This window comes from Salegentibacter haimaensis (assembly GCF_054121495.1).
Genome location: NZ_JBSYGH010000007.1, coordinates 128069 through 153880 on the forward strand (window position 1 = coordinate 128069; position 25812 = coordinate 153880).

Annotated in this window: 25 protein-coding genes; 13 read left to right on the forward strand and 12 right to left on the reverse strand. The window is 41.2% G+C overall.

Annotation, left to right across the window (positions count from 1 at the left end):
• Nucleotides 1-230 precede the first annotated feature (230 nt).
• The 5 genes from ACW6QP_RS08650 (at nt 231) to ACW6QP_RS08670 (ending at nt 5122) form a co-directional block, all read left to right on the forward strand.
• Nucleotides 231-605: a GxxExxY protein gene (locus ACW6QP_RS08650; protein WP_457910470.1), complete on the forward strand. Its 375-nt coding sequence runs from the start codon at nt 231-233 to the stop codon at nt 603-605.
• 249 nt (nt 606-854) lie between these two features.
• Nucleotides 855-2282: a CCA tRNA nucleotidyltransferase gene (locus tag ACW6QP_RS08655; protein ID WP_457910502.1), complete on the forward strand. Its 1428-nt coding sequence runs from the start codon at nt 855-857 to the stop codon at nt 2280-2282.
• Nucleotides 2283-2332: 50 nt separating this feature from the next.
• Entirely contained in the window at nt 2333-3358 is a 1026-nt protein-coding gene (locus ACW6QP_RS08660; RefSeq protein WP_457910471.1) for a COX15/CtaA family protein, read from the forward strand.
• 24 nt (nt 3359-3382) lie between these two features.
• Nucleotides 3383-3886 (forward strand): IS1096 element passenger TnpR family protein, encoded by a 504-nt coding sequence (locus ACW6QP_RS08665; protein WP_457910472.1) that lies wholly within the window; start codon nt 3383-3385, stop codon nt 3884-3886.
• Between the two features lie 177 nt (nt 3887-4063).
• Entirely contained in the window at nt 4064-5122 is a 1059-nt protein-coding gene (locus tag ACW6QP_RS08670; protein WP_457910473.1) for a nucleoid-associated protein, read from the forward strand.
• A gap of 32 nt (nt 5123-5154) precedes the next feature.
• Here ACW6QP_RS08670 and ACW6QP_RS08675 read toward each other — a convergent pair whose 3' ends face one another.
• Nucleotides 5155-6219: a hypothetical protein gene (locus ACW6QP_RS08675; RefSeq protein ID WP_457910503.1), complete on the reverse strand. Its 1065-nt coding sequence runs from the start codon at nt 6217-6219 to the stop codon at nt 5155-5157.
• Nucleotides 6220-6313: 94 nt separating this feature from the next.
• On the opposite strand from ACW6QP_RS08675, the gene ACW6QP_RS08680 reads away from it, so the two are divergent.
• The 4 genes from ACW6QP_RS08680 (at nt 6314) to ACW6QP_RS08695 (ending at nt 11461) form a co-directional block, all read left to right on the forward strand.
• Complete coding sequence (locus tag ACW6QP_RS08680; RefSeq protein ID WP_457910504.1) at nt 6314-7219, forward strand: ABC transporter ATP-binding protein; 906 nt, start codon at nt 6314-6316, stop codon at nt 7217-7219.
• A complete protein-coding gene (locus tag ACW6QP_RS08685) occupies nt 7219-8055 on the forward strand; it encodes an ABC transporter permease (RefSeq protein ID WP_457910474.1) in 837 nt (278 codons plus the stop codon). The genes ACW6QP_RS08680 and ACW6QP_RS08685 overlap by 1 nt, the downstream gene beginning before the upstream one ends.
• Nucleotides 8056-8123: 68 nt before the next feature.
• Entirely contained in the window at nt 8124-10127 is a 2004-nt protein-coding gene (gene uvrB / locus ACW6QP_RS08690) for an excinuclease ABC subunit UvrB (RefSeq protein ID WP_457910475.1), read from the forward strand.
• A 116-nt stretch (nt 10128-10243) separates the two neighbouring features.
• Nucleotides 10244-11461: a hypothetical protein gene (locus tag ACW6QP_RS08695; RefSeq protein WP_457910476.1), complete on the forward strand. Its 1218-nt coding sequence runs from the start codon at nt 10244-10246 to the stop codon at nt 11459-11461.
• Nucleotides 11462-11516: 55 nt separating this feature from the next.
• Here the strand turns inward: ACW6QP_RS08695 and ACW6QP_RS08700 are convergent, their stop codons facing one another.
• Entirely contained in the window at nt 11517-11960 is a 444-nt protein-coding gene (locus ACW6QP_RS08700) for an Hsp20/alpha crystallin family protein (RefSeq protein ID WP_457910477.1), read from the reverse strand.
• 181 nt (nt 11961-12141) lie between these two features.
• Between ACW6QP_RS08700 and ACW6QP_RS08705 the strand changes: the two genes are divergently transcribed.
• Nucleotides 12142-13437, forward strand: a complete 1296-nt coding sequence (locus ACW6QP_RS08705; protein ID WP_457910478.1) for a DUF2254 domain-containing protein — start codon at nt 12142-12144, stop codon at nt 13435-13437.
• An 18-nt stretch (nt 13438-13455) separates the two neighbouring features.
• On the forward strand, nt 13456-13710 hold the full coding sequence (locus tag ACW6QP_RS08710; RefSeq protein WP_457910479.1) for a DUF1456 family protein: 255 nt from the start codon (nt 13456-13458) through the stop codon (nt 13708-13710).
• 102 nt (nt 13711-13812) lie between these two features.
• Here the strand turns inward: ACW6QP_RS08710 and ettA are convergent, their stop codons facing one another.
• The 3 genes from ettA to ACW6QP_RS08725 all read right to left on the reverse strand — a co-directional run bounded on the left by ettA (nt 13813) and on the right by ACW6QP_RS08725 (nt 16239).
• A complete protein-coding gene (ettA, locus tag ACW6QP_RS08715; RefSeq protein WP_457910480.1) occupies nt 13813-15504 on the reverse strand; it encodes an energy-dependent translational throttle protein EttA in 1692 nt (563 codons plus the stop codon).
• A 75-nt stretch (nt 15505-15579) separates the two neighbouring features.
• Nucleotides 15580-16056 carry a DinB family protein gene (locus ACW6QP_RS08720; protein ID WP_457910481.1) on the reverse strand — a complete coding sequence of 159 codons (477 nt, stop codon included), beginning with the start codon at nt 16054-16056 and terminating at the stop codon, nt 15580-15582.
• 3 nt (nt 16057-16059) lie between these two features.
• The gene (locus tag ACW6QP_RS08725) at nt 16060-16239 is read right to left on the reverse strand and encodes a CAL67264 family membrane protein (protein WP_457910482.1); all 180 of its coding nucleotides are present in this window, start codon (nt 16237-16239) and stop codon (nt 16060-16062) included.
• A 180-nt stretch (nt 16240-16419) separates the two neighbouring features.
• Between ACW6QP_RS08725 and ACW6QP_RS08730 the strand changes: the two genes are divergently transcribed.
• The gene (locus ACW6QP_RS08730) at nt 16420-18048 is read left to right on the forward strand and encodes an acyl-CoA carboxylase subunit beta (RefSeq protein ID WP_457910483.1); all 1629 of its coding nucleotides are present in this window, start codon (nt 16420-16422) and stop codon (nt 18046-18048) included.
• A 124-nt stretch (nt 18049-18172) separates the two neighbouring features.
• Complete coding sequence (locus ACW6QP_RS08735) at nt 18173-18595, forward strand: DoxX family protein (RefSeq protein ID WP_457910484.1); 423 nt, start codon at nt 18173-18175, stop codon at nt 18593-18595.
• Between the two features lie 18 nt (nt 18596-18613).
• Here ACW6QP_RS08735 and ACW6QP_RS08740 read toward each other — a convergent pair whose 3' ends face one another.
• The 7 genes from ACW6QP_RS08740 to holA all read right to left on the reverse strand — a co-directional run bounded on the left by ACW6QP_RS08740 (nt 18614) and on the right by holA (nt 25761).
• Complete coding sequence (locus ACW6QP_RS08740; protein WP_457910505.1) at nt 18614-19936, reverse strand: M24 family metallopeptidase; 1323 nt, start codon at nt 19934-19936, stop codon at nt 18614-18616.
• A 5-nt stretch (nt 19937-19941) separates the two neighbouring features.
• Nucleotides 19942-21039, reverse strand: a complete 1098-nt coding sequence (locus ACW6QP_RS08745; RefSeq protein WP_457910485.1) for an AMP-binding protein — start codon at nt 21037-21039, stop codon at nt 19942-19944.
• A gap of 62 nt (nt 21040-21101) precedes the next feature.
• Nucleotides 21102-22043, reverse strand: a complete 942-nt coding sequence (locus ACW6QP_RS08750; RefSeq protein WP_457910486.1) for a CPBP family intramembrane glutamic endopeptidase — start codon at nt 22041-22043, stop codon at nt 21102-21104.
• A gap of 4 nt (nt 22044-22047) precedes the next feature.
• Nucleotides 22048-23082: an o-succinylbenzoate synthase gene (locus ACW6QP_RS08755; protein WP_457910487.1), complete on the reverse strand. Its 1035-nt coding sequence runs from the start codon at nt 23080-23082 to the stop codon at nt 22048-22050.
• Nucleotides 23083-23092: 10 nt separating this feature from the next.
• A complete protein-coding gene (locus tag ACW6QP_RS08760; protein ID WP_457910506.1) occupies nt 23093-23773 on the reverse strand; it encodes a metal-dependent hydrolase in 681 nt (226 codons plus the stop codon).
• 81 nt (nt 23774-23854) lie between these two features.
• Nucleotides 23855-24757 carry a 1,4-dihydroxy-2-naphthoate octaprenyltransferase gene (gene menA / locus ACW6QP_RS08765; RefSeq protein ID WP_457910488.1) on the reverse strand — a complete coding sequence of 301 codons (903 nt, stop codon included), beginning with the start codon at nt 24755-24757 and terminating at the stop codon, nt 23855-23857.
• Entirely contained in the window at nt 24757-25761 is a 1005-nt protein-coding gene (gene holA, locus ACW6QP_RS08770) for a DNA polymerase III subunit delta (protein WP_457910507.1), read from the reverse strand. Before holA ends, menA begins: the two co-directional genes overlap by 1 nt.
• Nucleotides 25762-25812 lie beyond the last annotated feature (51 nt).

The window sequence follows — 25812 nt, forward strand, 5'->3', positions numbered from 1 at the left end:
TTGATTTAAACCTCACAGGTTTTGAAAACCTGTGAGGTTTGTATACTCTTAAATTCGTGTATTCGTGGCAGTAATTTTCAACAAAATTAAGCCACGAATGCACAAATAATTTTCGAGATTAAAGTCTCGTGATTAAAATGAATTATGAAAGTATGGTATGAATCTCGAAAATAATTTATTGTTGAAGAATTGGCAATGAAGAGGGATTCAGAAACAAATTAAGAAGTAACATGGCCAATATTATTTATAAACAAGAAAGCTATCAGATTGTTGGCGCCTTATTCAATGTTTATAATGAGTTAGGAAGTGGTTTTTCTGAAATTGTTTATAAGGATGCCATTGAATATGAATTAGGCTTACTTGATATTCCGTGGGAAAGGGAGAAAGAGTTTATAATTCAATATAAAAACATCACTTTACCACATAAATTTTACGTAGATTTTGTGGTGTTTGGCAAAATTATTTTAGAAATAAAATCGATTGAAAACCTTAATGATAAACATATAGCCCAATGTATCAATTATCTCAAAGTTTCTAATTATAGACTATGTATACTTGCTAATTTTAATAAGAACCTTTTGGATCATAAACGTATTATTCTGTAAAAAAATTTATTCTTGAAAGAAATGAAAGAACTAAAATTCTCAAAGTAATGACCGAAGAAAAAACAGACTAAAGAAAGGTTAAGGGTGAAGACAAAAAACATTAGTGTATTCGTGGCTAAGAAAATGTTAATTCCCGACCGAAAAAAATTTACTGAATTTAAACCGGAAGCTAGGTTTTAAAAGAAGCAAAGAAAACAATTGTGTATTCGTGGCTAAACAAGAATCGAATAAAAATAAAATTCCGAAGTGATAAATTATAAAAGCGCTTTAACCCATCCTATTTTTAAAGTTATAAGTGAGGCCAGTGATGAACTGGGTCTTGAAAGCTATGTGATTGGCGGGTTTGTTCGCGATTATATTCTGGATCGTGGAGATCATAAGGATATCGATATCGTCGCGATAGGCAGCGGGATAGAACTGGCCAGAAAAGTGGCTGAAAAATTACCCCATAAACCCAAAGTTCAGATTTTTAAAACCTATGGAACTGCGATGTTGCGGGCTTTTGATATGGAAATCGAATTTGTTGGCGCCCGCAAAGAAAGTTATAGAGAAAACAGCCGAAACCCAATTGTGGAGGATGGCAGCCTACAGGACGACCAAAACCGCAGGGATTTTACCATCAATGCAATGGCGCTGGCGCTCAATGAAAAAAACTTCGGAAATTTACTCGATCCCTTTAACGGGCTCGAAGACCTCAGTAATAAATTAATAAAAACGCCTTTGGAACCGGGCATCACCTATTCTGATGATCCGCTTCGAATGTTGAGAGCGATTCGTTTTGCTACCCAGTTAAATTTTAAAATCGAAAAAGATTCTCTGGAAGCTATTTCAGCAAATTCAAATCGGTTGAAAATAATCTCCAAAGAAAGAATTACCGATGAATTGCATAAAATTATGCTGGCCGAAAAACCATCAAAAGGTTTTGCACTTTTGCATAAAACGGGGCTATTAAAACTTATTTTACCCGAACTTACCGCTCTTGAAGGCATAGATGAAATTGAGGGTCAGCGGCATAAAGACAACTTTTGGCATACCCTGGAGGTTGTGGATAATATCGCTCAAAACACCGATGATCTTTGGCTGCGTTGGGCTGCCTTATTACACGATATTGGCAAAGCCCCTACCAAGAAATTTCATAAGAAAATAGGCTGGACTTTTCACGGGCACGAATTTGTAGGCGCGAAAATGGTGTTTAAAATTTTTAAACGTCTACGAATGCCGCTTAATGACAAGATGAAATTTGTTCAAAAATTGGTCTTGATGAGCTCCCGCCCTATTGCTATTGTAGATAATGATGTAACCGATTCGGCTGTGCGTCGTCTCATTTTTGATGCCGGAGATCATATAGAAGATTTAATGACCCTTTGCGAGGCCGATATCACTACTAAAAATCCGAAACGTTTTAAAAAATACCATAAGAATTTCCAGGTGGTACGCCAAAAGATGAAGGAAGTTGAAGAACGGGATCACGTACGTAATTTTCAACCCCCGGTGAGCGGTGAGGAAATTATGGAAACCTTCAATTTAAAACCTTCGCGTGAAATCGGGATTATCAAAGAAACTATTAAAGAAGCAATTCTGGAGGGAGAAATCCCTAATGAGCATTCGGCAGCAAGAGAACTTATGCTTAAAAAAGGTAAAGAATTAGGCCTATCGGTTAGCGGTGAGCAGTCGTAGTGGACAGCAAACTTTTTTGAATCTTGACTTTTAAACTTTGAACCTAAAAAATGTTTAGAAAATCGGTTAAAATTTCCATCATCCTGGTGTATCTGGTAATAATTGCCGGAGCCGTGGTAAGAATGACGGGGTCTGGTATGGGTTGCCCCGACTGGCCAAAATGTTTTGGATATTATATCCCACCAACTGAAGAAGCCGAATTGCGCTTTCAACCCGGCCGGGAATATAAAAAAGGCCAGGTGATCATCGTCGATGAAAGCCTTAAAGTTGCGGGTTCTACTTTCACCACTAAAGAGAATTACAACCCTGAGAATTGGGAAGACTACACCAAACACGATTATGCGATTTTTAATCCGACCCACACCTGGGTGGAATACATAAACCGCCTTGCCGGAGCTCTTGCCGGTTTCGCAGTATTGGCAATGGCGGTGCTCTCCATTGGTAAATGGAGGGAAGATAAACGACTCACCTTACTCTCCTGGCTCAGCGTTTTCCTGATGGGCTTCCAGGCCTGGCTGGGTGCAACGGTGGTGTATTCAGTGCTTTCGCCGGTGAAAATTACAGTGCATATGGTGATGGCCCTGGTTATTGTGGCATTGCTAATTTATATTTTGTTTCTGGTTTCAAATGCTTCAGCAGAGCAGAAGTATAACCAAAGCTTCAACCGGCTTATGGTTTTGGCTATTATTTTCACCCTCATCCAGGTGGTGCTCGGCACCCAGGTTCGCCAGTTTGTAGATGAACAGGTGAGAGCGCTGGGATATTCAGCAAAATCTTTGTGGTTACAGGACCCCGATCTTACATTTTACATTCATCGCAGTTTTTCAATCCTGGTATTGGGAATAAATCTTTGGTTATTCTGGCTTAATCGAAAATTAAATGCCGGCTACAGCAAAATGAATTGGGTCCTCTGCCTTCTTATCTTGGAGATCGCCACCGGAATTGCGATGTACAATTTCGATTTCCCCTTTATGTCGCAGGCGTTGCACCTTGTGATCGCCGCAGTATTGTTCGGCTTCCAGTTTTATTTGTTAATGGAAAGTTTCAGAGCCGGGAAAACGCTTAAAACTTCGTAACTTTGAAGCCTAAAATTTAAGATTATGGTATATCGATTTCGAGTAATTCTTGATGCAGAAGAAGATGTTTTTAGGGATATAGAACTACTCCAGGAGAGCAGCCTGGAAGATTTGCACAATACCATCGTGCAATCTTTTGGTTTCGACGGAACTGAAATGGCTTCCTTCTATTTAAGCGATGAAGACTGGAACCAGGGCGAGGAAATTTCCCAGTTCGATATGGGCGGGGAAGTACGGCTTATGAACGAAACCTCGCTGGAAAGCGTCCTGGATGAAGATAATACCAAAATTATTTATGTTTACGATTTCTTCAATATGTGGACTTTCCTGGTAGAATTGGCAGAAATAGCCGAAATCGAAGAAGGTCGCGATTATCCAAATCTTATGTTCGTACACGGCCAGCTTCCAAATGCTGCGCCCGATAAAGATTTTGTTGCTGAAGAAAACCCTATGGAAGATTCCAGTTTTGACGATGATTTCGATATAGACGATTACGACAATCTCTCGTTCGACGAAAACTGGAATTAATTGCGGAGCAATTATCCCGAATTTGTTTCGGGAACTCAAATAACCAAACTACTTATTAAAAAATCCGAGGCAGCTTTGCTTCAGAATTTTTGTGGGAAGCATTAAAATCATAAATTTCAGCATTCACTAAACTGAAACAACCTATTTTTTTCCGCAGAAATAAAAAATTTATACTGAATGATAAACCTGTTTAATGCTCAAATTGAATCGCTTTCGATTCACCGTGTAGGCAATAAAAGCCGTAATGAAAATATATTCCTTTCAGCTGCACCTTTTCAGCTCAATGATGAAATTACTCCGCTCATCAAAGAATATTTTCTTAAGCCTTTCAGAGAAAAAGAAGAGAATTATTTTCACTTTGCCCACGAAACCGATCTTGAGTTTAATGAGCTTTACAATCTTAGTTCTGCAATCTTTGATGATCCTTCTAAAGCTCACGAAATTTCAAAAAAAATAACCACCCTGCTCTTTGAACAGTCGGCTCACCCTCATATTAAAAGCGGGGAAGTGTATGTGGTGTATTTCGAAAATGTGCAGCAGGACAATGAAAAGTGCTCGGCTATTGGCATTTTTAAATCTGAGTTAAAGCACGATTTTCTTCAGTTCGAAGAGAAAGGCAGCATCCTGGAGATGATAGTTCAGCAGGGTATCAATTTGAATAAGCTGGATAAAGGCGCGCTTATTTTCAACAAAAACCGGGAAGAAGGATTTAAAATTCTTTCGGTAGATTCCAATAAATATGACACCAAATACTGGCTGGAAAACTTTTTGGGCGTAGATGTGATGACCGATGATAATTACTACACCAAAACCTACCTGAATTTCTGCAAGAATTTTGCTAAAGATGTCGTGCTTCCTGCTGAAGACAAGAAAGAAGAGGTGATGTTTATGAACAGGAGTATGGATTATTTTGCCAAAAACGATGCCTTTGAAGAAACCAATTTTCTGAATTCTGTAATCGACAACCCTGAATTAATTCCCGAATTCAAACATTATAAAACCGAGAAAGCTCCAAAATTCAAAATCGAGGATCTCACCGAATTTCCCATCGCCAACAAAGCCGTGACCGATGCACGTAAGAAAATCAAAAACGTGATTAACCTGGATACGAATATTCAGATTAAAATGGATTTTGTAAATGCCGAATCAGCCGAAAAATTTGTAGAAAAAGGCTGGGACGAGGAAAAGCAGATGTATTATTATCTGGTTTACTTTAACAAGGAAGAAAAAAATTAATCAAATGGCCGGCAAAACCGGCCATTTTTTATTTAATCCACCAGGCGTTTCATATTCACGTCTTCATAGTTTCGCATTACAAAATCCAGGGCCGTTCGCAGAATCTGGCCCATAGTTCCCGCGCGCTTAAATTTCATATCGTTGGTAAATTTGTACAATTCACCTCTTAGTTGCCGCACGTTTGCCTGGGTAGATACGTGGTCGTTGATCATACAACGAATAAGTTCCCGGTACCTGGCCCTGGTATTGATCATACGCTTGGCCAGTAAGGAGCGTTCTTCTTTGCGGTATTGCTCGATAGAAGATTCCTGGAGACGGTTTTGCACCAATTCTACCATCTTATAATTCTCCTTAAAAAACTGAGGCCGGTAAACCTTAAAATTTCCCTCAAAACACTGCTGGTCAAAATCTATGGCTCTAATCTGGTATTCTACGTGATCAAAATCGTGGGTGGGAATCACCACATAATTATAACTCCTCATATCACCCAAAAGCCGCACCGTACAGCGCTCGTTGAATTTCACAAACTGTTTTGCGATTTGGGTTTGCGCCCGCGTATCGCAGGTGGGCAAATGCTCTTCAATAAAAACATCTCCTGGGATCCCGGCTATATGTTCTTCGATTAAAGTGTCTTTGTACACTAAAAAATTGATTCGGTGGGGCGATAGAAGATGTTCGAACTCCAGGCCGTAAATCCTGGAAGCATCGGCTTTCTTAACGTAGAAATAGGTAAAACTATCGTTGAGGATATTCCGAACCTTTACGCGAAAGGGTTTAGAATTTCCAAAGGTGCAATAGTCAATGGCATCGACATTTAAAAATTCGAGCGAATCATCACTCCCGTCAGAATGCATTATCGTATACACCTGCTTTAAACTATTATCGATTTCTTCGCGCTCCCAATCGGGATAATAGCATCGCACCCAAAAAGTGTCTTCTTCATGCTGATCGTACACCACCACCGATCCCGAAAATCTAAGCAAATCATCATAAAAAACAGGGATTTTGGTGTTTCGGTTGTATTTGGCCAGATATCGGTTTAATCTATCATTCACGGCGAAACTGGGTTTCTTCCGTGACATCAGCTTTTCTTCAATCATCGTATCGCATTTTCTCAAAAATAAGCTTTCTAAGGTGAAAAATGTAACAAAAACCTATCTTCGTCGTCATATTTTAAACTCTTCAGCAATTTTGGATACAATTTTAAGCCTCAATAAGCTCACTAAAAAATACGGAAGCCTTACCGCGGTAAACGAGCTTTCCTTCAGCATTCAAAAAGGACACGTCTACGGAATTCTGGGCCCAAATGGTAGTGGAAAATCGACTACTTTGGGAATGGTATTAAATGTGGTTAATAAAACTTCAGGCGATTTTTCCTGGTTTGATGGGAAAGAATCTACGCACGAGGCCCTTAAAAAAGTAGGAGCTATTATTGAGCATCCTAATTTCTATCCTTATATGACCGCCGTTCAAAACCTGGCTTTGGTTTGTAAGATTAAAGGAGTTTCTACCAAAAATATTGAAGAAAAACTGGAGCTGGTTGGATTGTTAGACCGGAAAGACAGCAAATTCAAAACCTTTTCGCTGGGTATGAAACAACGCCTGGCGATTGCTTCGGCTTTGCTTAATGACCCCGAAATTTTAATTCTTGACGAGCCTACCAACGGATTAGATCCACAGGGGATTCATCAAATCAGAGAAATTATTCGGAAGATCGCTGCCGGAGGAACTACCATTCTTCTGGCTTCTCACCTTCTGGATGAAGTAGAAAAAGTTTGTTCGCATGTAGTGATTATTCGAAAAGGAGTAAAATTATACAGCGGCCCTGTAGATGCTATAAATGCCAGCCACGGATTTTTCGAATTAAAAGCCGAAGACACCAAAAAGCTTATAAGTTTGCTTCACGAACATCCCGCAATGGGAAATATTAACGAGGAACAGGATTTGGTTACGGTTTACCTGGAATCCCCGCTTGCGGCCGATGAATTAAACCGCTATTTACTGGAAAAAGGTTTATCGCTTTGTCACCTGGTAAAAAGAAAAGAAAGCCTGGAAGAGCAATTTTTACAATTAACCAATCAAATTTCTGAAGCCTAATGCTACGCCTACTCAATATAGAATTTCACAAATTAAGATATAGTCGCTCGGCAAGAATCCTGGTGATCGCTTATTTTATTCTCATCACCTTTATTGCGCTTATCGCATCTATAGAGTTCAACATTGGAAATATACAATTTCGGGTAGCCGATCAGGGAATTTTCAACTTTCCCTACATCTGGCATTTCAACACCTATATCGCTGCCCTGTTAAAACTTTTCTTTGCCATCGTAATCGTATCTATGGTTTCGAACGAATACAGCTATCGTACCTTAAAACAAAATTTAATAGACGGCCTGAGCAAAAAAGAGTTCATCCTGTCAAAATTCTTCACCCTGCTTGTTTTTGCGGCAGCTTCGACGTTTTTTGTGGTGCTGCTTTCCTTAATCCTGGGCTATAGTTTTTCAGATTATTCAGAATTCTCTATCGTCTTTAGTGATCTGGAATATGTGCTGGCTTATTTCGTAAAACTCACCGGCTTTTTTGCCTTTTGTATGTTTGTGGGTATGCTCATTAAACGTTCGGCTTTTGCACTGGGCTTTTTGTTTATTTGGTGGATTTTCGAAAGTATTCTTCACGGAGTTCTTAAATGGAAAATCTTTCGCGACAGTGAGGTGGCAGACCAAATTATGTCATTTTTTCCGTTAACCTCTATGGGGAATCTTATTCATGAACCCTTTAGCCGGTTAAATGCGGTTAAAACCGCAGCTACTCAGCTAGGTTCTACCTTAAACATCGATTATGCGATTCACTGGTACCAGATTTTAATCGTTTTGATCTGGACAGGAATTTTGGTGTATCTCTCATTTATATTGCTGAAGAAAAGGGACCTCTAAATCAAATAATTCTTTCTTTGAAAAGGTATAATAATTGCTTAGTTTGAAAAGCTTAAGCATAGACCTTTATGAAATTCAATATAGAATCTGATTACAAACCTACCGGAGACCAACCGGAAGCCATCAGGCAGCTCAAAGAGGGATTAAATAAACAGGATAGATACCAAACCTTATTAGGCGTTACTGGTTCCGGGAAGACCTTTACCGTCGCAAATGTGATCCAGGAGGTTCAAAAACCAACCCTGGTTTTGGCGCATAATAAAACCCTGGCAGCTCAGCTTTATTCAGAATTCAAGCAATTTTTTCCGAATAATGCGGTAGAATATTTTGTGAGTTACTACGATTATTATCAGCCCGAAGCTTTTATTCCATCTTCGGGAACCTATATCGAGAAAGATCTTTCGATCAATGAAGAGATCGAAAAGTTGCGTCTTTCTACCACCTCATCCTTATTAAGCGGAAGGAGGGACGTGCTCGTTGTAGCTTCGGTTTCCTGCCTTTATGGTATTGGAAACCCGGTGGAATTTAAAAAGAACGTGATTTCGATTGAGCGGGATATGCAGATCTCCAGAACCAAATTGCTGCATAAGCTCGTACAAAGCCTTTATTCCAGGACTGAAGCAGAATTCTCTCACGGTAATTTCAGAATAAAAGGAGACACGGTTGATATCTTCCCGAGTTATGCCGATAATGCCTTCAGAATTCATTTTTTTGGGGATGAGATTGAAGAAATTGAGGCTTTCGATCCCGGCAACAACGACCTGATTGAAAAATACGAACGCCTGAATATCTACCCCGCCAATATGTTTGTAACCTCCCCAGATGTTTTACAGGGCGCTATTCATAACATTCAGGAGGATTTGGTGAAACAGGTGAGTTATTTTGAAGAGATCGGGAAGCATCTCGAGGCCAAGCGACTGGACGAGAGAACAAATTTCGATCTGGAAATGATTCGTGAATTGGGTTACTGTTCGGGGATTGAGAACTATTCGCGTTACCTCGACGGACGTCTACCCGGCACCCGCCCCTTCTGTTTGCTGGATTATTTTCCTGAAGATTATTTGATGGTTGTAGACGAAAGTCACGTAACCATTCCGCAGGTACACGCGATGTATGGTGGTGACCGCTCGAGAAAGGAAACCCTGGTAGATTACGGCTTCAGGCTTCCTGCGGCTATGGATAACCGGCCGTTGAAATTTGAGGAATTTGAAGGACTTCAAAATCAGGTGATCTACGTTAGTGCCACCCCGGCCGATTATGAACTTCAGAAATCTGAAGGGGTTTACGTAGAGCAGGTAATTCGGCCTACAGGGCTGCTGGACCCGATCATTGAAGTTCGCCCGAGTTTAAACCAGATCGATGATTTGATCGAAGAAATTCAGCTGCGGGTAGAAAAAGATGAGCGAACCCTGGTAACCACGCTTACCAAGAGAATGGCCGAGGAACTGGCCAAGTATCTAACCCGAATCGATATACGTTGCCGCTATATTCATTCTGATGTCGACACCCTTGAAAGGGTTGAAATTATGCAGGATCTTCGCCGCGGACTTTTTGACGTGCTTATTGGAGTAAACCTGCTTAGAGAAGGACTGGATTTACCTGAAGTTTCACTGGTTGCGGTAATCGATGCAGATAAAGAAGGTTTTCTTAGAAGTAACCGTTCATTGACACAGACCATAGGTAGGGCTGCGCGCCACGTGGAAGGAAAAGCAATACTCTATGCTGATAAAATCACCGATAGTATGCAGAAAACCATAGATGAAACCAACTATCGTCGCGAAAAACAAATCGCCTACAATAAGGAGCATAAGATCACCCCAACGCCTTTGGTGAAAAAGATTGAAAGCAGTTTGGTGAAGCAGAAACTCGATGTGTACGATTCAGAAAAAAGTATAGCTTCAAAAGCTGCTGAAGAAGCAACCGCTTACCTCAGCAAACCCGAAATCGAAAAAAGGGTTCGTGAAAAGCGAAAAGCGATGGAGGCTGCTGCCAAAGAGCTGGATTTTATGCAGGCTGCAAAATTGCGTGATGAAATAAAAATGCTTCAGGAGAAACTAAAGGAAATGGCCTAATGGTTTTCCCTTAAATTTCTCATTTTCAAAAGATAGCTGTAAGGAAAAACTAATTTCAGTTCACAATTTTCCCTACCCTGATTATTTTTTCATCCACTGTTTTTAATCAGACAGCAATGAAGTATTTTTTGTTTGTGAGCCTTTTGTTTATTTCATTTTGGAACTATTCCCAGGTAGGGATTAATACTACCGATCCTAAAGCTCAACTGGATATTCCTGCGACCAATCCGTCGAATCCCGATGTGATCGATGGCATTTTAATTCCCAGAATTGACAGGTTTCCCGCTACAAATCCTTCATCAGCGCAAAACGCCATGTTGGTGTATTTGAATAAGGAATTTAATGGGCATAAACCGGGATATTATTACTGGGAAAATGTAAAAGCCCAATGGTCTTCTATAGTGATTAATGCCGGGGCTTCGAATTTTCATAAGCCGGGAACTACCGAAAGTCCCAATAATATTGAAGATCCTATTTACAGGAAGGGCAATTTGGGCCTGGGAACCGATGAAATTACCGGCAAGCTGCAAATCGCCATAAAACCGGGGGAAGATCTTGAAATCAAAAAAGGAATTGATATCGATAACCAGAATTCGGCGGTAGATAATTTCACCACCTATGGTATAAACCTGATGAACCGAAGTGCCACCAATGCAGTGAAATATGGAATCAAAACCCACGTGAGCGGGGAAGGCAGCGGAATTCACTACGGAATTCACAGCATTACCAACCAAAATTCAGGTACTGCCGATATCTATGGAATTTATAACCGGGTTGGCCGAACATTTGGAGCAAATAGTTATAATTATGGTATTTATACCGAAATAGGTACCGACCAGGGCAATGGCTTTATCTACGGTATTTATTCCAAAGCTGAAGGTACAAACAGTTCCAAGGTCTACGCCGGTTACTTTGCCGGCCGGGTGGGAATTGGCAGTAACCCTGCCAGCGATTACGTACTACCCGTCGCCAGAGGGCAGAAAGACCAGATTTTAAGTACCGATGCTGCAGGCCAGGTGAGCTGGGCACATAATTATACCCGAAATTATTCTTCTACTACCAGTGCTACCGGGGAATTTACAATTCCCGTAGAAACGCATACGCTGCGAATTAATAATCAGGTTAGCTCGATCAGGTTTCCAAAGGCTTCAGATTTTCCGGGGCGGATGCTGATATTGATTAACTGGCCGGGAAATTCGGCCAAAACTTTGAATTTCGAAAGCGGCGATAACCTATTAGAAATTGCCTCAAATTCGCAAATTACTGAGATAGGAACCCGGGAAGTGTTTACCATTCAAAGCGCCGGAAACCGCTGGATCCTGCTACACCGATAAAAAAAATGCCCGCAACGCTGGCGGGCATTTTCCTAACTAATCAAATCAAACATTCTTACGAGATCTCAATCATTCGTTTGGGTTGCACTTTGGCTTCTTCTTTTTTAGGAAGACTAATATTCAATACCCCATCTTTATAAGAAGCAGCAATTTTTTCGCTGTCTACGGTATCGGGAAGGCTGAAAGCTCTTTTGAAATTGGAATAGCTAAACTCCTTGCGGGTATAGCGCCCTTTTTTATCGGTAGTTTCAGTCTCCTTTTTTTCTTCTGAAGAAATGGTTAGCACATCATTATCCAGTTCGATATTGAAGTCTTCACGGGTTTTTCCGGGAGCGGCAACCTCTACGCTGAATTCATCTTCAGTCTCCATAATATTTACAGCCGGAATACTGGTTCCTATGCTGTTCACGTTAGTAGTTCCTCCTAACCAATCGGTTTTAAACATATCGTCAAAAACCGATGGCAACCAATTGGTCTCATTTCTTTTGATTAAACTCATAGCTTTATATTTTTAAGTTATACATCATTATTTTCGGAATAGCTTAGGCAAATTGAGTTCCAATTCAATTTTTATGACTATTTGACATAAATCTTTAAAAAATTAATGACTTTTTGTCTTCTTGGCGTAATCTTCACATTCCCGAATCCTTGCAATGCGTACCTTTCAATAAAAGAAATGAATGGCCAGGACAATTACATCACTACTTTCTGAGTTTAAGGAAATCCATAACAAAATTGCCTTCTATCCTACCCTGTTTGCCATAGCCGGGTTTCTATTGTCATTTTTGATGATCATTCTGGAAAATCGGGGAATTTCTAAATACCTGGTTGAAGAAATGCCTGGTCTGGTCGTAAACAGCGGTGATACAGCTCTCACTATTTTAAGCGCCTGCATTACCGGGCTCATTTCTATGATGGTGTTTAGTTTTTCTATGGTGATGGTTTTGCTCAACCAGGCTTCAAACAACTATTCGCCAAGGCTGTTGCCGGGCTTGATTTCAGATAAAAATCATCAGATTATTCTGGGGATTTACCTGGCCACTATTTTATACTGTATTTTCATCGCTGTATCTATTCAGCCCGAGGGAGAAGAATATCAAATCCCGGGCTTCTCGGTGCTACTGGGAATTTTCTTTACCGTGGTTTGTATCTGGGCCTTTATTTACTTTATCCACAATATCTCACAGAATATTCAAATCAACAATATTCTCGATAAGATTTACCATAAAGCTCAAAAGCGTTTAAATTACCTGTTACAAACCGAAGAAAACCGGGCAGACGATTTTCCAGACACTACAAACTGGCACTCCTGTTATGCAGAGCATAGCGGATATTTTCAACATCTGGGGCTTGAGAACCTGCTTAAAATTTGCAGAAAAAAAGAGGTCCAAATTCATATAATTCCCGTGAAAGGCGTTTTTGTGCTAAAGGGATTACCCTTATTCAAAACCTCAATAAAGCTGGAAGAAGACGATTTGCAATTGATTCGTTCCAATATAATTTTTAGCCGCGGAGAACTGGTAGAACGCAATTACGTTCTTGCATTCAAACAAATAACCGAAATAATCGTAAAAGCTATGTCGCCCGGAATTAACGACCCCGGCACCGCATTAAATGGAATTGATTACCTCAACGAACTCTTCGCCCTGCGTATGCAAAAAAGAGATTATAGCATCATGACCACAGAGGTGCGACCGGCTGTGAAGCTAAATGTGGTGAGCTTCGATGAATTGCTTTACAATGTTATGGGCTCTATTAGAGCCTATTGCAAACACGACGTGAGTATTGTGCAAAATCTGGCGTATATGTTTATCTATCTACGCAAACAAAAGGCTTGTAACGAGGCTTATTATTATAGCCTGGAAAGGGAAGCTAAAAATTTATTCCTCGATGCCCGAACGGCAATGACCAATTCTCAGGATTTAGAACTAATCGATAGGCTGGAAAACAAATTTACCCGGGTTTCAGATGAATAATTACGTACTTTTGCGGCTATGGGATTAACAAATAATGACATTTTCAAAAAGTTAAGGGTAGCTCACAAACTACGTGATGATGATATCGTAAAGATATGTGCCCTGGTGGATTTTAAGGTAACCAAAAGTGAGATCAATGCGATTTTCAGAAGTGAAGATCATCCTAAATATATGGAATGCGGCGATCAATTTCTTCGGAATTTCCTCAACGGACTCATCATTCACCTTCGGGGACCTATACCTCCAAAAAAGGAAAAGAAAGCTGAGCAATAAAATAAGGCCTCACAGGTTTTGAAAACCTGTGAGGTCTGGACCTAAAAATAAAAACCTCTTTCGATCAACGAAAGAGGTTTTTTAACAAATATTGACGGGGGCTTATCGCACCAGTTTTTTATACTTGATTCGTTTAGGCATAACATCGCCTCCAAGTCTTTTTTTCTTGTTTTCCTCATAATCTGAAAAACTTCCTTCAAAGAAATACACCTGTGAATCTCCTTCGAAAGCCAGGATATGGGTACAAATTCTATCCAGGAACCAACGGTCGTGAGAGATCACCACGGCACAGCCTGCGAAGTTCTCCAAACCTTCTTCCAGGGCTCTTAAAGTATTCACATCAAGATCGTTGGTAGGCTCATCGAGTAAAAGCACGTTTCCTTCTTCTTTCAAGGTCATTGCCAAATGCAGGCGGTTTCTTTCTCCTCCTGAAAGCATATTGACTTTTTTATTTTGTTCGCTTCCGCTGAAGTTAAATCGGCTTAGGTAGGCTCTTGAATTCACCTGCCGGCCACCCATCATAATAAGCTCCTGCTCATCACTAAAGTTTTGCCAGATGGTTTTTTCAGGATCGATATTCGAGTGCGCCTGATCTACATAGGCGATCTTCGCGGTTTCTCCCACTTCAAAGCTTCCCTTGTCGGGTTGCTCCTCGCCCATAATCATTCTGAAAATGGTAGTTTTTCCGGCTCCGTTTGGCCCGATTACCCCCACAATCCCTGCCTGCGGTAATTTAAAGTTCAGATCTTCATAAAGCAATTTGTCGCCATAGGCCTTACTCACTCCCTTTGCCTCGATCACATTGGTTCCCAGGCGGGGACCATTTGGAATATAGATTTCCAGTTTTTCGTCTACCTGCTTTTGATCCTGACTCAAAAGTTTGTCGTAATTATTTAAACGGGCTTTTTGTTTTGCCTGTCGGCCCTTAGGATTCATTCTGGCCCATTCCAATTCCCGTTCAAGGGTTTTTTGGCGTTTGCTGGCTTGCTTTTGTTCCTGGGCCAATCGTTTGGATTTTTGATCCAACCAGGAAGAATAATTACCTTTCCACGGTATTCCCTCTCCCCTATCCAGTTCCAGAATCCAGCCCGCTACATTATCAAGGAAGTAACGGTCGTGAGTTACCGCGATTACCGTTCCTTTGTATTGGGCCAGGTGATGCTCCAGCCAGTGTACCGACTCAGCATCGAGGTGGTTAGTAGGCTCATCGAGCAACAAAACATCGGGTTCCTGAAGCAGTAAGCGGCAAAGCGCCACTCTTCTTCGCTCCCCTCCAGATAAAACCCCGATTTTCTTATCGGGCTCGGGAGTTCTTAAAGCATCCATTGCGATTTCGAGTTTGGTATCGAGCTCCCAGGCATTGCTGGCATCGATTTGATCCTGAAGCGCTGCCTGCCGATCCATTAACTTTTGCATCTTATCGGCATCCTCGTAAACCTCAGGCAAACCAAACATATCGTTGATCTTGTTGTATTCATCGAGAATCGCAACGGTTTCTGAAGCACCTTCTTTTACCACTTCCAGCACCGTTTTTTCTTCATCAAGTTTAGGCTCCTGTTCGAGATACCCCACCGAATATCCCGAAGAAAACACCACATCGCCCTGGTAATTTTTATCCTCTCCGGCAATAATTCGCAAAAGAGTAGATTTTCCCGAACCGTTTAAACCGAGAATCCCTATTTTGGCCCCATAGAAAAAACTCAGGTATATATTTTTCAAAACCGGGGTATTCGCATTTTTATAGGTTTTGGTTACCCCCGACATTGAAAAGATCACTTTTTTATCGTCTGACATAATTATAGATTTTAAAATTCAAGCCTGTTTCGGCCCTGCAAATATCCAAAATTAACACGGAAAACATTTTAAGTTTCAGGGATAAACTTTTAGCAGCCGCATAATTAACAGCAATTGCCCTGTGTGATAAGCATTGTGTTCAATTACCAGCATCAATTCCCGCAAAAGACTTTGACCTCCGCCGTGTTTGGCCTTATCCAGCAAGCCATTAGATTCATCTGCAATAAATTCGGCCAGTTGCTCGCGTTCTTCGAAAAATTTAGTTTTTAGATTTTTCCATTCCTTTTCTGAAGCCGGAGCCGCAGATTCGGGCCAATAATCTTTAGGCCAAGAAACTTCAGTATAAACTTCAGCATTACAAAAATCCAGGATATCTTTTTGCGCATAGCGCATATGCCAAAAAACCTGGAAGAAACTATAGGGTAAATTTTCAGGTACTATCCCCAGTTGAAAGTATGGCATTTTCTCAACAAAATCATCCAGGGCTAAAAAGGCCTCTCCGCCTTTCAAATGTTTAAGCAACTGCAGTTTTATGGTTTTTTCAGAATTCATAAGCTAGACTCTGCCTTTTAATGCATTGAACACCCAGGAAATTGCGAAAAATCCAATTCCCACAACCGAAAAGCCTATGGCGTAATCTCTATATTTTAGAACACCCAATAAAACTACCGCCGAGCCAATGAGGAAGAGAGCAAAACTCGCCCATCCAAAAATGCTGTTTTTATTGATTTTCATAATCGGAAATTTGATTACTAATATCGCACTTTTCGCCCATATTTTCCTCTATGAAATTGAGCCTATTTTGTATTTTAGCCAATAACAAGACTATTTAGGCCTAAATTTTAAATAAATTCACAAAATGCCCGGGGCACAAGAGTGCATTTTTTAATCCCGCAGGTATAAATTAAACAACCAATGAACCTTAAATTCAATAAAAACGAAGATTATAACAAATTACTCGTTTCTGATCTAAAACATAAATTAAAGCGCGTATATCTTGGAGGTGGCGAGAAACGCATCGAAAAGCATCATAAGAAAGGAAAAATGACTGCCCGGGAACGCATAGATTTCCTGGTAGACGACCCAAAAGACTGCCTGGAAATTGGCGCTTTTGCAGGAGAAGGTATGTACGAAGAACACGGCGGCTGCCCTTCGGGAGGAGTGGTGGTTAAAATTGGAAATGTCTCGGGAAAACAGTGTATTATCGTAGCAAACGACGCCACGGTAAAAGCCGGAGCCTGGTTCCCCATCACAGGGAAGAAAAACCTGAGGGCCCAGGAAATCGCTATAGAAAACAGGCTTCCTATCATCTATTTGGTAGATAGCGCCGGGGTTTACCTTCCTATGCAGGACGAAATTTTCCCCGATAAAGAACACTTCGGAAGAATTTTTAGAAATAATGCCGTGATGAGCTCTATGGGAATTACTCAAATAGCAGCCGTTATGGGCAGCTGTGTAGCCGGCGGCGCCTACCTTCCCATAATGAGCGACGAAGCCCTGATCGTGGAAAAAACCGGAAGCATTTTTCTTGCCGGAAGCTATTTGGTGAAAGCTGCCATTGGGGAAAGCATTGATAATGAAACTTTGGGCGGGGCAACCACCCACAGCGAAATAAGCGGGGTAACCGATTATAAGGCGAAAGATGATGAGGATGCCCTTACCAAAATCAAGAATATAGTCGATAAAATTGGAGATTATGACAAGGCAGGTTTTAACCGAAAGAAAGCCGCAAAACCTGCAGAAGATCAGAAAGAGATTTATGGCATTCTGCCAAAATCCAGGGGAGATCAATATGATACTATGGAAATCATCAAACGCCTGGTAGACAATTCAGAAATTGAAGAATATAAGGCCGGCTATGGTCAAAGCATCATCACCGGCTACGCTCGAATAGATGGATGGGCCGTGGGCATTGTGGCCAACCAGCGCAAAATTGTAAAGACCAAAAAAGGGGAAATGCAGTTTGGCGGGGTGATTTACAGCGACTCGGCCGATAAAGCCACCAGGTTTATCGCAAACTGTAATCAGAAAAAAATCCCATTGGTTTTTCTGCAGGACGTAACCGGATTTATGGTAGGTAGTAAAAGTGAACACGGCGGTATTATTAAAGACGGAGCCAAAATGGTAAGTGCTGTAAGCAACTCGGTAGTGCCGAAATTTACCGTAATTATGGGGAATTCCTATGGAGCCGGGAATTATGCTATGTGCGGAAAAGCCTATGATCCCAGGTTAATCGTTGCCTGGCCCAGCGCCGAACTTGCTGTGATGGGAGGCACCCAGGCCGCCAAAGTGCTCGCCCAAATCGAAACAGCTGCTTTAGAGAAAAAAGGAGAAAAAGTTGATGCTGAAAAGGAAAAGGAAGTTTTTGAAAAAATCAAATCGCGGTATGATGAGCAAACTTCGCCTTATTATGCTGCAGCAAGATTATGGACCGATGCTATCATCGACCCCCTGGATACCAGAAAATGGATTTCAAAAGGTATTGAGGCGGCTAATCACGCTCCCATCACCAAAGATTTTAACTTAGGAGTGATCCAAACCTAAAATTTGCTGACCAAAATCGGAGTAAAATAACCGGGGGCTTTTCAGGCTTTCCGGTTTTTTTATGCAAAAACATTAAAATAAACCGCTAATTTTCAGTAAATTAATAGGTCTAAATTTTTCGGTTATGTTAAGCATTAGATCATTGAATAAGTGGGCCAATGCGCACACTTATTATCCGTTAGATTTACTTCGAATTGCTTTGGGGGTTTTCCTTTTTATCAAGGGAATTAGTTTTGTGGCGCAAAGCCAGATTTTAATCGATCTGGTAAAACCTTTACAGGGATTTGGAGGAGCGATGCTGGCCATTCATTATGTGACCCCGGCCCATTTGGTTGGCGGATTACTAATCGCATTTGCGTTGCTTACCCGCTGGGCAATTGTAGCTCAACTCCCTATTCTTGTTGGTGCGATTTTAATCAATTTTATGGGAGATTTTAACGGAGCCCGACTTTTTGAAGCCGCTATTGTTTTTTTGATCTGCATTTTTTTCCTGTTCTACGGCTCGGGAAAACACTCTGCCGATTATATGATGAAAATGAGACAGTAGCCTGAATTTCTTCTGAAATTATTTTGCCGGAATCAATATGAGATCGGTTTGGCGGGTATTGACATATCTAAACCCTTCTTCCCCCCAAAACCCGGCTTCTTCCAGCATTATTCGAACATCCTGCTCCCATTCATCCAAATAAACACTGGTGTTGAGTTCAATAGCGTAAACCGTATTCTCATTTAAGGCATATTCCCCCGAACCCGGCACTCCATCCTGAGAGTCCCACATTCCTATGGTAGTCCCGGCCGAATGGCCATATAATCCCAAAGGATGAGTATAGATCATTGGCCTGAGGCCTTCGGCTTTGGCTTGTGTTAAACTTTCGGCTAAAATCTTATTTCCCGTTTTTCCGGTTTCGAAATTCCCGGTTAAAATGTCCTGCAGCCTGTTTCCCTTTTTAAAGGCTTCCTGCAGATATTGAGGTGCCTCGCTCTCTCCCGGTTTTAATACATACGCCATTTGTTGGCAATCGGTATTTAGTCTTAGATAAGTAATTCCAAAATCACAATGCAGCAAATCGCCGGGTTGAATCACTTTTCCTTCCTTTTTGTTCGAAAATGCGGTTATATGATCTTCCAGAGCCTCCTCATCTCGCTGTATAGCTACAGTAGGATGAAACCAGGTTTCCAGGCCAAGATCGGTAACTTTTTGGCGCATCCACCACACTACATCTTCGGTGGTGGTCTCTCCCGGGGTAATAACTTTTTCGCTAAAAGCTTCGCGAATAATATCTTTAGTGATCTGAACCAACTGCGGATAAATATCCATTTCCATTTGGGTTCTGGACTCAATCCAGCCTACCGCAAGAGCTTCAGCTGAAACCAGCCTGTCTTTAAATTGAGCCGGTAATTGCTGCTGAAATTCCTCAAAATCGGTTTTCGCCAGGCCATCTGTAATTCCGTAGTCTGCCGAATAATTGACAGCAATTTTCTGCGGATTCCTATTCTCAATAATTTCCATTAGCGCTGCCCACTGCTCTGGTTGCTCTTCAGGGTTCCAGGCGGGCTCAATGCTCTCTCCCACCTGGTACCTGGCTACGGCCAGTCTTTCCAGGCTATCTGCATTTTTATCACGAAAAAACACCAGAATCGTTCTTCTGCGCGCATTTAACCAGGTAGCCGGCAACATTGTTCGCAGCACAGGGTCTTCGTTATATTCGCGGCCAATAACCAGCCACATATCTATTCCTTCCCTATCCATCAATTCGGGAAGTAAATTTTCAAATTTATCTTTTAGGATCTCATCTATCAAAGCCGCTCTTTCGCGCTCGGGTAGAATTTGTGCAGAGACGGGAAGAAAGCCTAATAGTCCCAGCAAGATTAAAACTTTAGGTAGAATTTTATTCAATTTACTTTGCTTTTAAGGGTATTTTCGCGGTGGATTTTACCATTGGGGGTTTCCTCGAATTTCTCGATGAGATAAATTTTCTTCGGAATTTCATATTTTTCCAAAGTTTTCAGGTTGGAAATATCATTTTGAATCTTTGCTAATTCCTCTTCAGAAAATTCACATTCAACAAAAAGCACCAATTTATCCCCGAGAGAATCGTCGGGAATCGAAGCTATAAAAAGGCGGTAATCAATTATTCTCTCGAGCTTTTTCTCGATCTCTTCGGGATGAAGCTTTACCCCGCCGCTGTTAATCACATTATCGATACGCCCTTTCCATAAAAACTTCTTGTAGGTAAGAATTTCTACCACATCGTTGGTCACCACAGGTTCATCTGCCAGCTTTGGAGCCTTTATCACCAAACAGCCTCTCTCATCCTGGCTAATATTGATGTTGGGCAATACCTTAAAAGGTCTTGGTTTTTTGCGTTTTTTAGAGGGATTGAGTCGCTTGGCCGCAATATGGGTAACGGTTTCGGTCATACCATAGGTTTCATAAACTTTGGTGTCTACCTCCCTAACCATTTTTTGAAGCCTGGGAGATACTGCTCCGCCTCCCACGATTAGCTTTTTGATAAGATGTAACCTTGCGATTGAATTATCCAATTGAAAGGGCGTCATCGCACAAAAGTCATAAACCTTAAAAACCTGGTCTAAAGGATTGGCTGACGGAGGCACCAAATCCAGCTGCCAGCCTAGAATCATCGCTCTAACCAGCATCATCTTTCCGGCGATGTAATTGGCCGGTAAACACATTAAAGCGGTGGTTTTTTCAGGTAAATCGAAGAACTTAGCCGTGGCCCGGGCCGAATTGATCATATGATCTTTCTTTAGCCGAATCTTCTTTGGCTTCCCGGTAGAACCCGAAGTTTTCACTTCCACATAGGAGTTGGGTTTTATCCAGTCTAAAATAAAACTCCCGATAGCCTCCTCCCAGGGTTCGCCTTCTTTTATAAAACTGTACGCAACCTGGTAAAGTTCGGCGTTGGTGAAATAACGCTTGTTGAGTCTGAATTCCGGGTGAGTTTCGGGAACCTGATATTTATCTGTCATATGCTAAAATCAAAGTTGAAGCTTTCCTGATTTCTTAAAGTTAACAAAATGACATTAAACTATTAATTTTCTTCTGAAACTTTTAAGGTTTCGGGTGCTTCAACCCGCCCGAAAAGCTTTTCTTTCCAGTTGGTCCAGCCGTATTTTTTAGACAGGATATAGAGTACAAGAGGATAGAAAACGAAAACCGGAATTAGAATATCAAGGCCTGCAGTGGGATCTGAAACATCCTTGAAAATCGAATGAGTTTGAAAGGCAGTCCAGTCGGCAGTTACCAGAAGTGCGGCTACAAGATTGTTTGCGGCGTGAAAGCCAAGGGCAAGTTCTAAACCTTCATCCATAAGGGTCATAATTCCAAAGAGAAATCCTGTACCTATATAATAGATCATAATGATATTTCCCAGTTTGGCTACTTCAGGATTAAAAAAATGAAGCCCTCCAAAAATCACCGAAGTTACAATAAGGGGTAACCATCGGTTTTTGGCCAGTACACCAAGTCCCTGCATTAAATAGCCTCTAAAAAGATATTCTTCGAAACTGGTTTGCAAGGGGATCATCACCACCGCTATGGCCATTAGGATAAGAAAGGGAACAGGCTTAAAGTTTAATTGGTAGTCTTCAGGACTAATCACATAGTCTAAAAGTGTAACTCCCACGGTAATTACGGCCATTAATCCAAATGCAAAAAGCACACGATTCCAGTCGATTTTTTTACGGCTGGTGGTTAGTGAGGTTAAGCTTTGATTATGAAAATATTTGACTACCAACAGGAGAGCTACTAATCCAACAGCAAAGGTGAGCAGCATAAGGAATAGGCCTAAATTGCTTTCTAAAGTAGCCATCATCTGGGCTTCATCCATACCCATAATTTCCGGACCCTGGGTCAAAACCAGGATGACTCCCAGGGGAATTTGACCAATTATTACCCCTACTACTACTATAAAAAATCCTATTAAATATCGCCAAAATTCGTGGCGTGCTAAAAAAGCCTGAGCTATATACATTAATCTATAAATTGAATTTCCACGCAAGTTCGGGATTATAATGGATATTTCCCTGAATAATTTCCAGCGGAGAATCAAAATTATTGGTGTACAACCCACCGGTACCCAGACCCTGCGGCATTTGAGGCTTGAGTGTATAGGTCCACTGTGCAATGGCATTTAGCCCCACATTGCTTTCCAGGGCACTTGTAAGCCAGTAATCGGTTTTAGAATTCTCCAAAAGATCAATCCATTCCCCGGTGGCGCGATAACCTCCAAGCAAACTGGGCTTAAAAATGAGATACTGCGGATTTATAGCCTCCAAAAGTTTCTTTTTTTCTGAAACTTTAAAAACCCCGATAAGCTCTTCATCCAGGGCGATGGGTAAAGGCGTTTGCTCACAAAGCGCAGCCATTTCAGTCCATTGGCCTTGCTTTATAGGCTGTTCTATACTGTGAAGTTCATAATCGCTTAAACGCTTCAGTTTTTCCAGGGCATCGCCGGGAGAAAAAGCGCCATTGGCATCGACCCTAAGTTCTATTTCTTCTGAAGAAAATTCAGACCGAATAAACTTCAGTAAATCCAATTCATTCTGAAAATCTATCGCCCCAATTTTAAGTTTGATACAACTAAAACCGGCCTTAATTTTTTCTTCAATCTGGGCTTTCATATAAGCCTTATCCCCCATCCAGATGAGACCATTAATAGGAATTGAGGACTTACCCGAGGTAAATTCAGAAGGAAAAAGAAGAAATTTATCTTCAGCCTGAAGCGATTTTAAGGCCATCTCCAGCCCAAATCGAATGCTGGGATATTCCTCCAGGTCCTGCCATAGCTTTTCTTCTCCAAGGTTAATATTATCACAAAGCCATTTCAATTTTTGCTCAAAATCCGGCCTGTCGTCATAGCTCAGGCCGCGCAAAATCCCGCATTCACCAATCCCGGTTTTTCCATTTTCAGAAAGTTTCAAAAACCAGGTTTCCTTGGTAGTAAGAACGCCCCGGGAAGTTCCACTGGGGCGTTTAAATTTAAGATTGTACTTCAGGTAACTTGCCTGCATTTATTTTAATTTATAATTCAATGCTTTCGCTAATATCGAGCAGCATGAGGTCTTTTCCTTTTTCGTAGAATTTGCGCTTTGCCTCTTCGTGATCTATTTCTATGTATCCAAAGGTATCGTAATGGCAACCCAGAACTTTATCACATTCAACAAAATCACTGGCTAGAATTGCATCATCTATTCCCATAGTGAAATTATCGCCAATAGGTAAAATAGCAAGATCGAGTTTTGTTCGCTGCGGAATTAACTTCATATCCATCGTAAGAGCTGTATCTCCCGCTATATAGATGTTTTTGTGTTCACTTTCAATGACGAATCCGCCGGGTTGACCTCCATAGCTGCCGTCGGGAAACGAGCTGGTGTGAATGGCATTCACGTATTTTACCCGGCCAAATTCAAAATCCCAACTCCCACCGTGATTTAGTGGATGAGCCTCCAAACCTTTTTCCTGATAATGATTCGCGATCTCATAATTGCTCACAATAACCGCATCGGTGTTTTTAGCGATGGCTTCAGCATCGAGAATATGATCCTGATGCGCGTGAGTAAGTAGAATAAAATCGGCTTTTAAATCTTTGATATCGATTTTATCTTTGGCAAGTTCATTCCCGGTAATAAAGGGGTCTACCAGAATATTAATATCTCCTATTTTAAGGCCAAAGCAACTATGCCCGTAGAAAGTAATTTTCATCATTTGAAATTTTTGGTTTCCGCATAAATTTAAGCAATACAAGAAAATTACTTAAACCGGTCTCCCTATAATTTTGTTAAACTAAAGGATTTGGCCCAACCCAAAAAGCAATGCCAGCGCAAAGGTTGAAAGGGCTAAAACTTTTAATTCGGGATCCAGCAGGGCAGGTTCTTCATTATCCACCACCCGAATAAGATGTTGAATTAAAGGAATAAATACAGGCACATATAGAAAATCTTCCCAGCCGTCTAAACTCAAGATACTATAGAAAACCAAACTGGCAATCGCCCCTATAATGAGAAAGTAATGATATGCTTTCGAAATTTTGCCGCCCAGAATCACGGCCAGGGTTATCTTCCCGGCCTTTTTATCGGGCAGGCGGTCACGCATATTATTGAGGTTCAGCACCCCCATACTCAAAAAGCCTATGCTTACGGCAGGGAGTAAAACCAGCCATTCCAGACTTTTAGCATATAAAAAGTAAGAGCCGTAAACGGCAACGATTCCGAAGAAAATAAAAACGAACAAATCGCCCAGGCCTTTATATCCATATGCCGAGGTTCCCACCGTATATTTTATCGCTGCTATTATCGCACCAACCCCCAAAGCAAAAAACAACAAGGCATAACCTAAATTTTCACTGCCAAAGGCTGCATAAATCAGCAATATCGCAAGCAGCAAGGTAACCACTGCGGTGATTATCATTCCCTGCTTCATTTCCTGCCGGGTAATTAATCCGCTTTGGAGAGCCCGGGCCGGGCCTATGCGCTCTTCATTATCGGTGCCTTTTACACCATCGCCATAATCGTTGGCAAAATTGGAGAGGATTTGCAGCCCCAAAGTAGTCCCCAGAGCAAGGCTAAAAATAGCCAGATCAAATACTCCCTGATGTGCCGCTACTGTTGTTCCCACGATAATTCCTGAGATCGATAAGGGAAGGGTTCTCACCCGTGCCGCCCCGATCCAGTGACTTAGCTTACTCATTATTGCATGATTTTTACTAATAATTCCTTTAAAAGGTCTCCCTGAGAAACATTTACGGCTCCCACTCCTTTACTCTTAATATCTATGGCTTTAAGTTCAGAGATTATTTGGCTTACCTCCTTCATTTTATAGTTGCGGGCAGCAATCACGTAATCCTGCACAAAATATGGATTGATCTTTAATTGTTTGGCTACACTGGCCTTGGATTTATCGGCCAGCCCGTGATATTGCATAATTTGAGAGAAATAAGCAAATAACAAGGACACGGTAACCACCAGCGGATTATCTTTAGGATTCTGTGCAAAATAATTGATAATGCGATGAGCCTTTTGTACCTCCCGATTTCCTATAGCCTTTCGCAATTCAAAATTGTTGAAATCTTTACTTATTCCTATATTTTCCTCAATGAGTTCTGGGGTAATTAATTGATCTTTTGGAGTGATTAGCTGAAGTTTTCCCAGTTCGTTATCGATTTTACCCAAATCATTCCCCAGAAATTCTACCAGCATCTGGGCGGCCTTCATTGAAATTGAATAGCCACGGGTTTTCATAGTGCTAACAATCCAATCGCCAACCTGATTCTCATAAAGTTTTTTGCTTTCAAAAATCACCCCGGTTTTTGCGATATTTTTGTAAATCTTTTTGCGTTTATCGAGCTTCTTCAGCTTGTAACAAATTACCAGTACGGTGGTGGGTTGCGGATTTTCGGCGTAGGATTCAAGCTTTTCGATAGTTCGGGAAAGCTCCTGGGCTTCTTTTACAATTACCACCTGCCGCTCGGCCATCATCGGGTATCGCCGGGCATTACTAATTATATCTTCTATGCTGGTATCCCTACCATATAAGGACACCTGGTTAAAGCCTTTTTCTTCTTCGGGCAGGAGATTTTCAGCAATAAAGCCTGAAATCTTATCTATATAATAAGGCTCCTCCCCCATTAAAAAATAAAGGGGTTTTATATCCCCTCGTTGTATATCATTTACGATTTGCCTGGCTTCGTCCATAAATTGGGTTATCATTCTTAAAAACTTCTGTAGGAAGATTAAAAAGCAGTC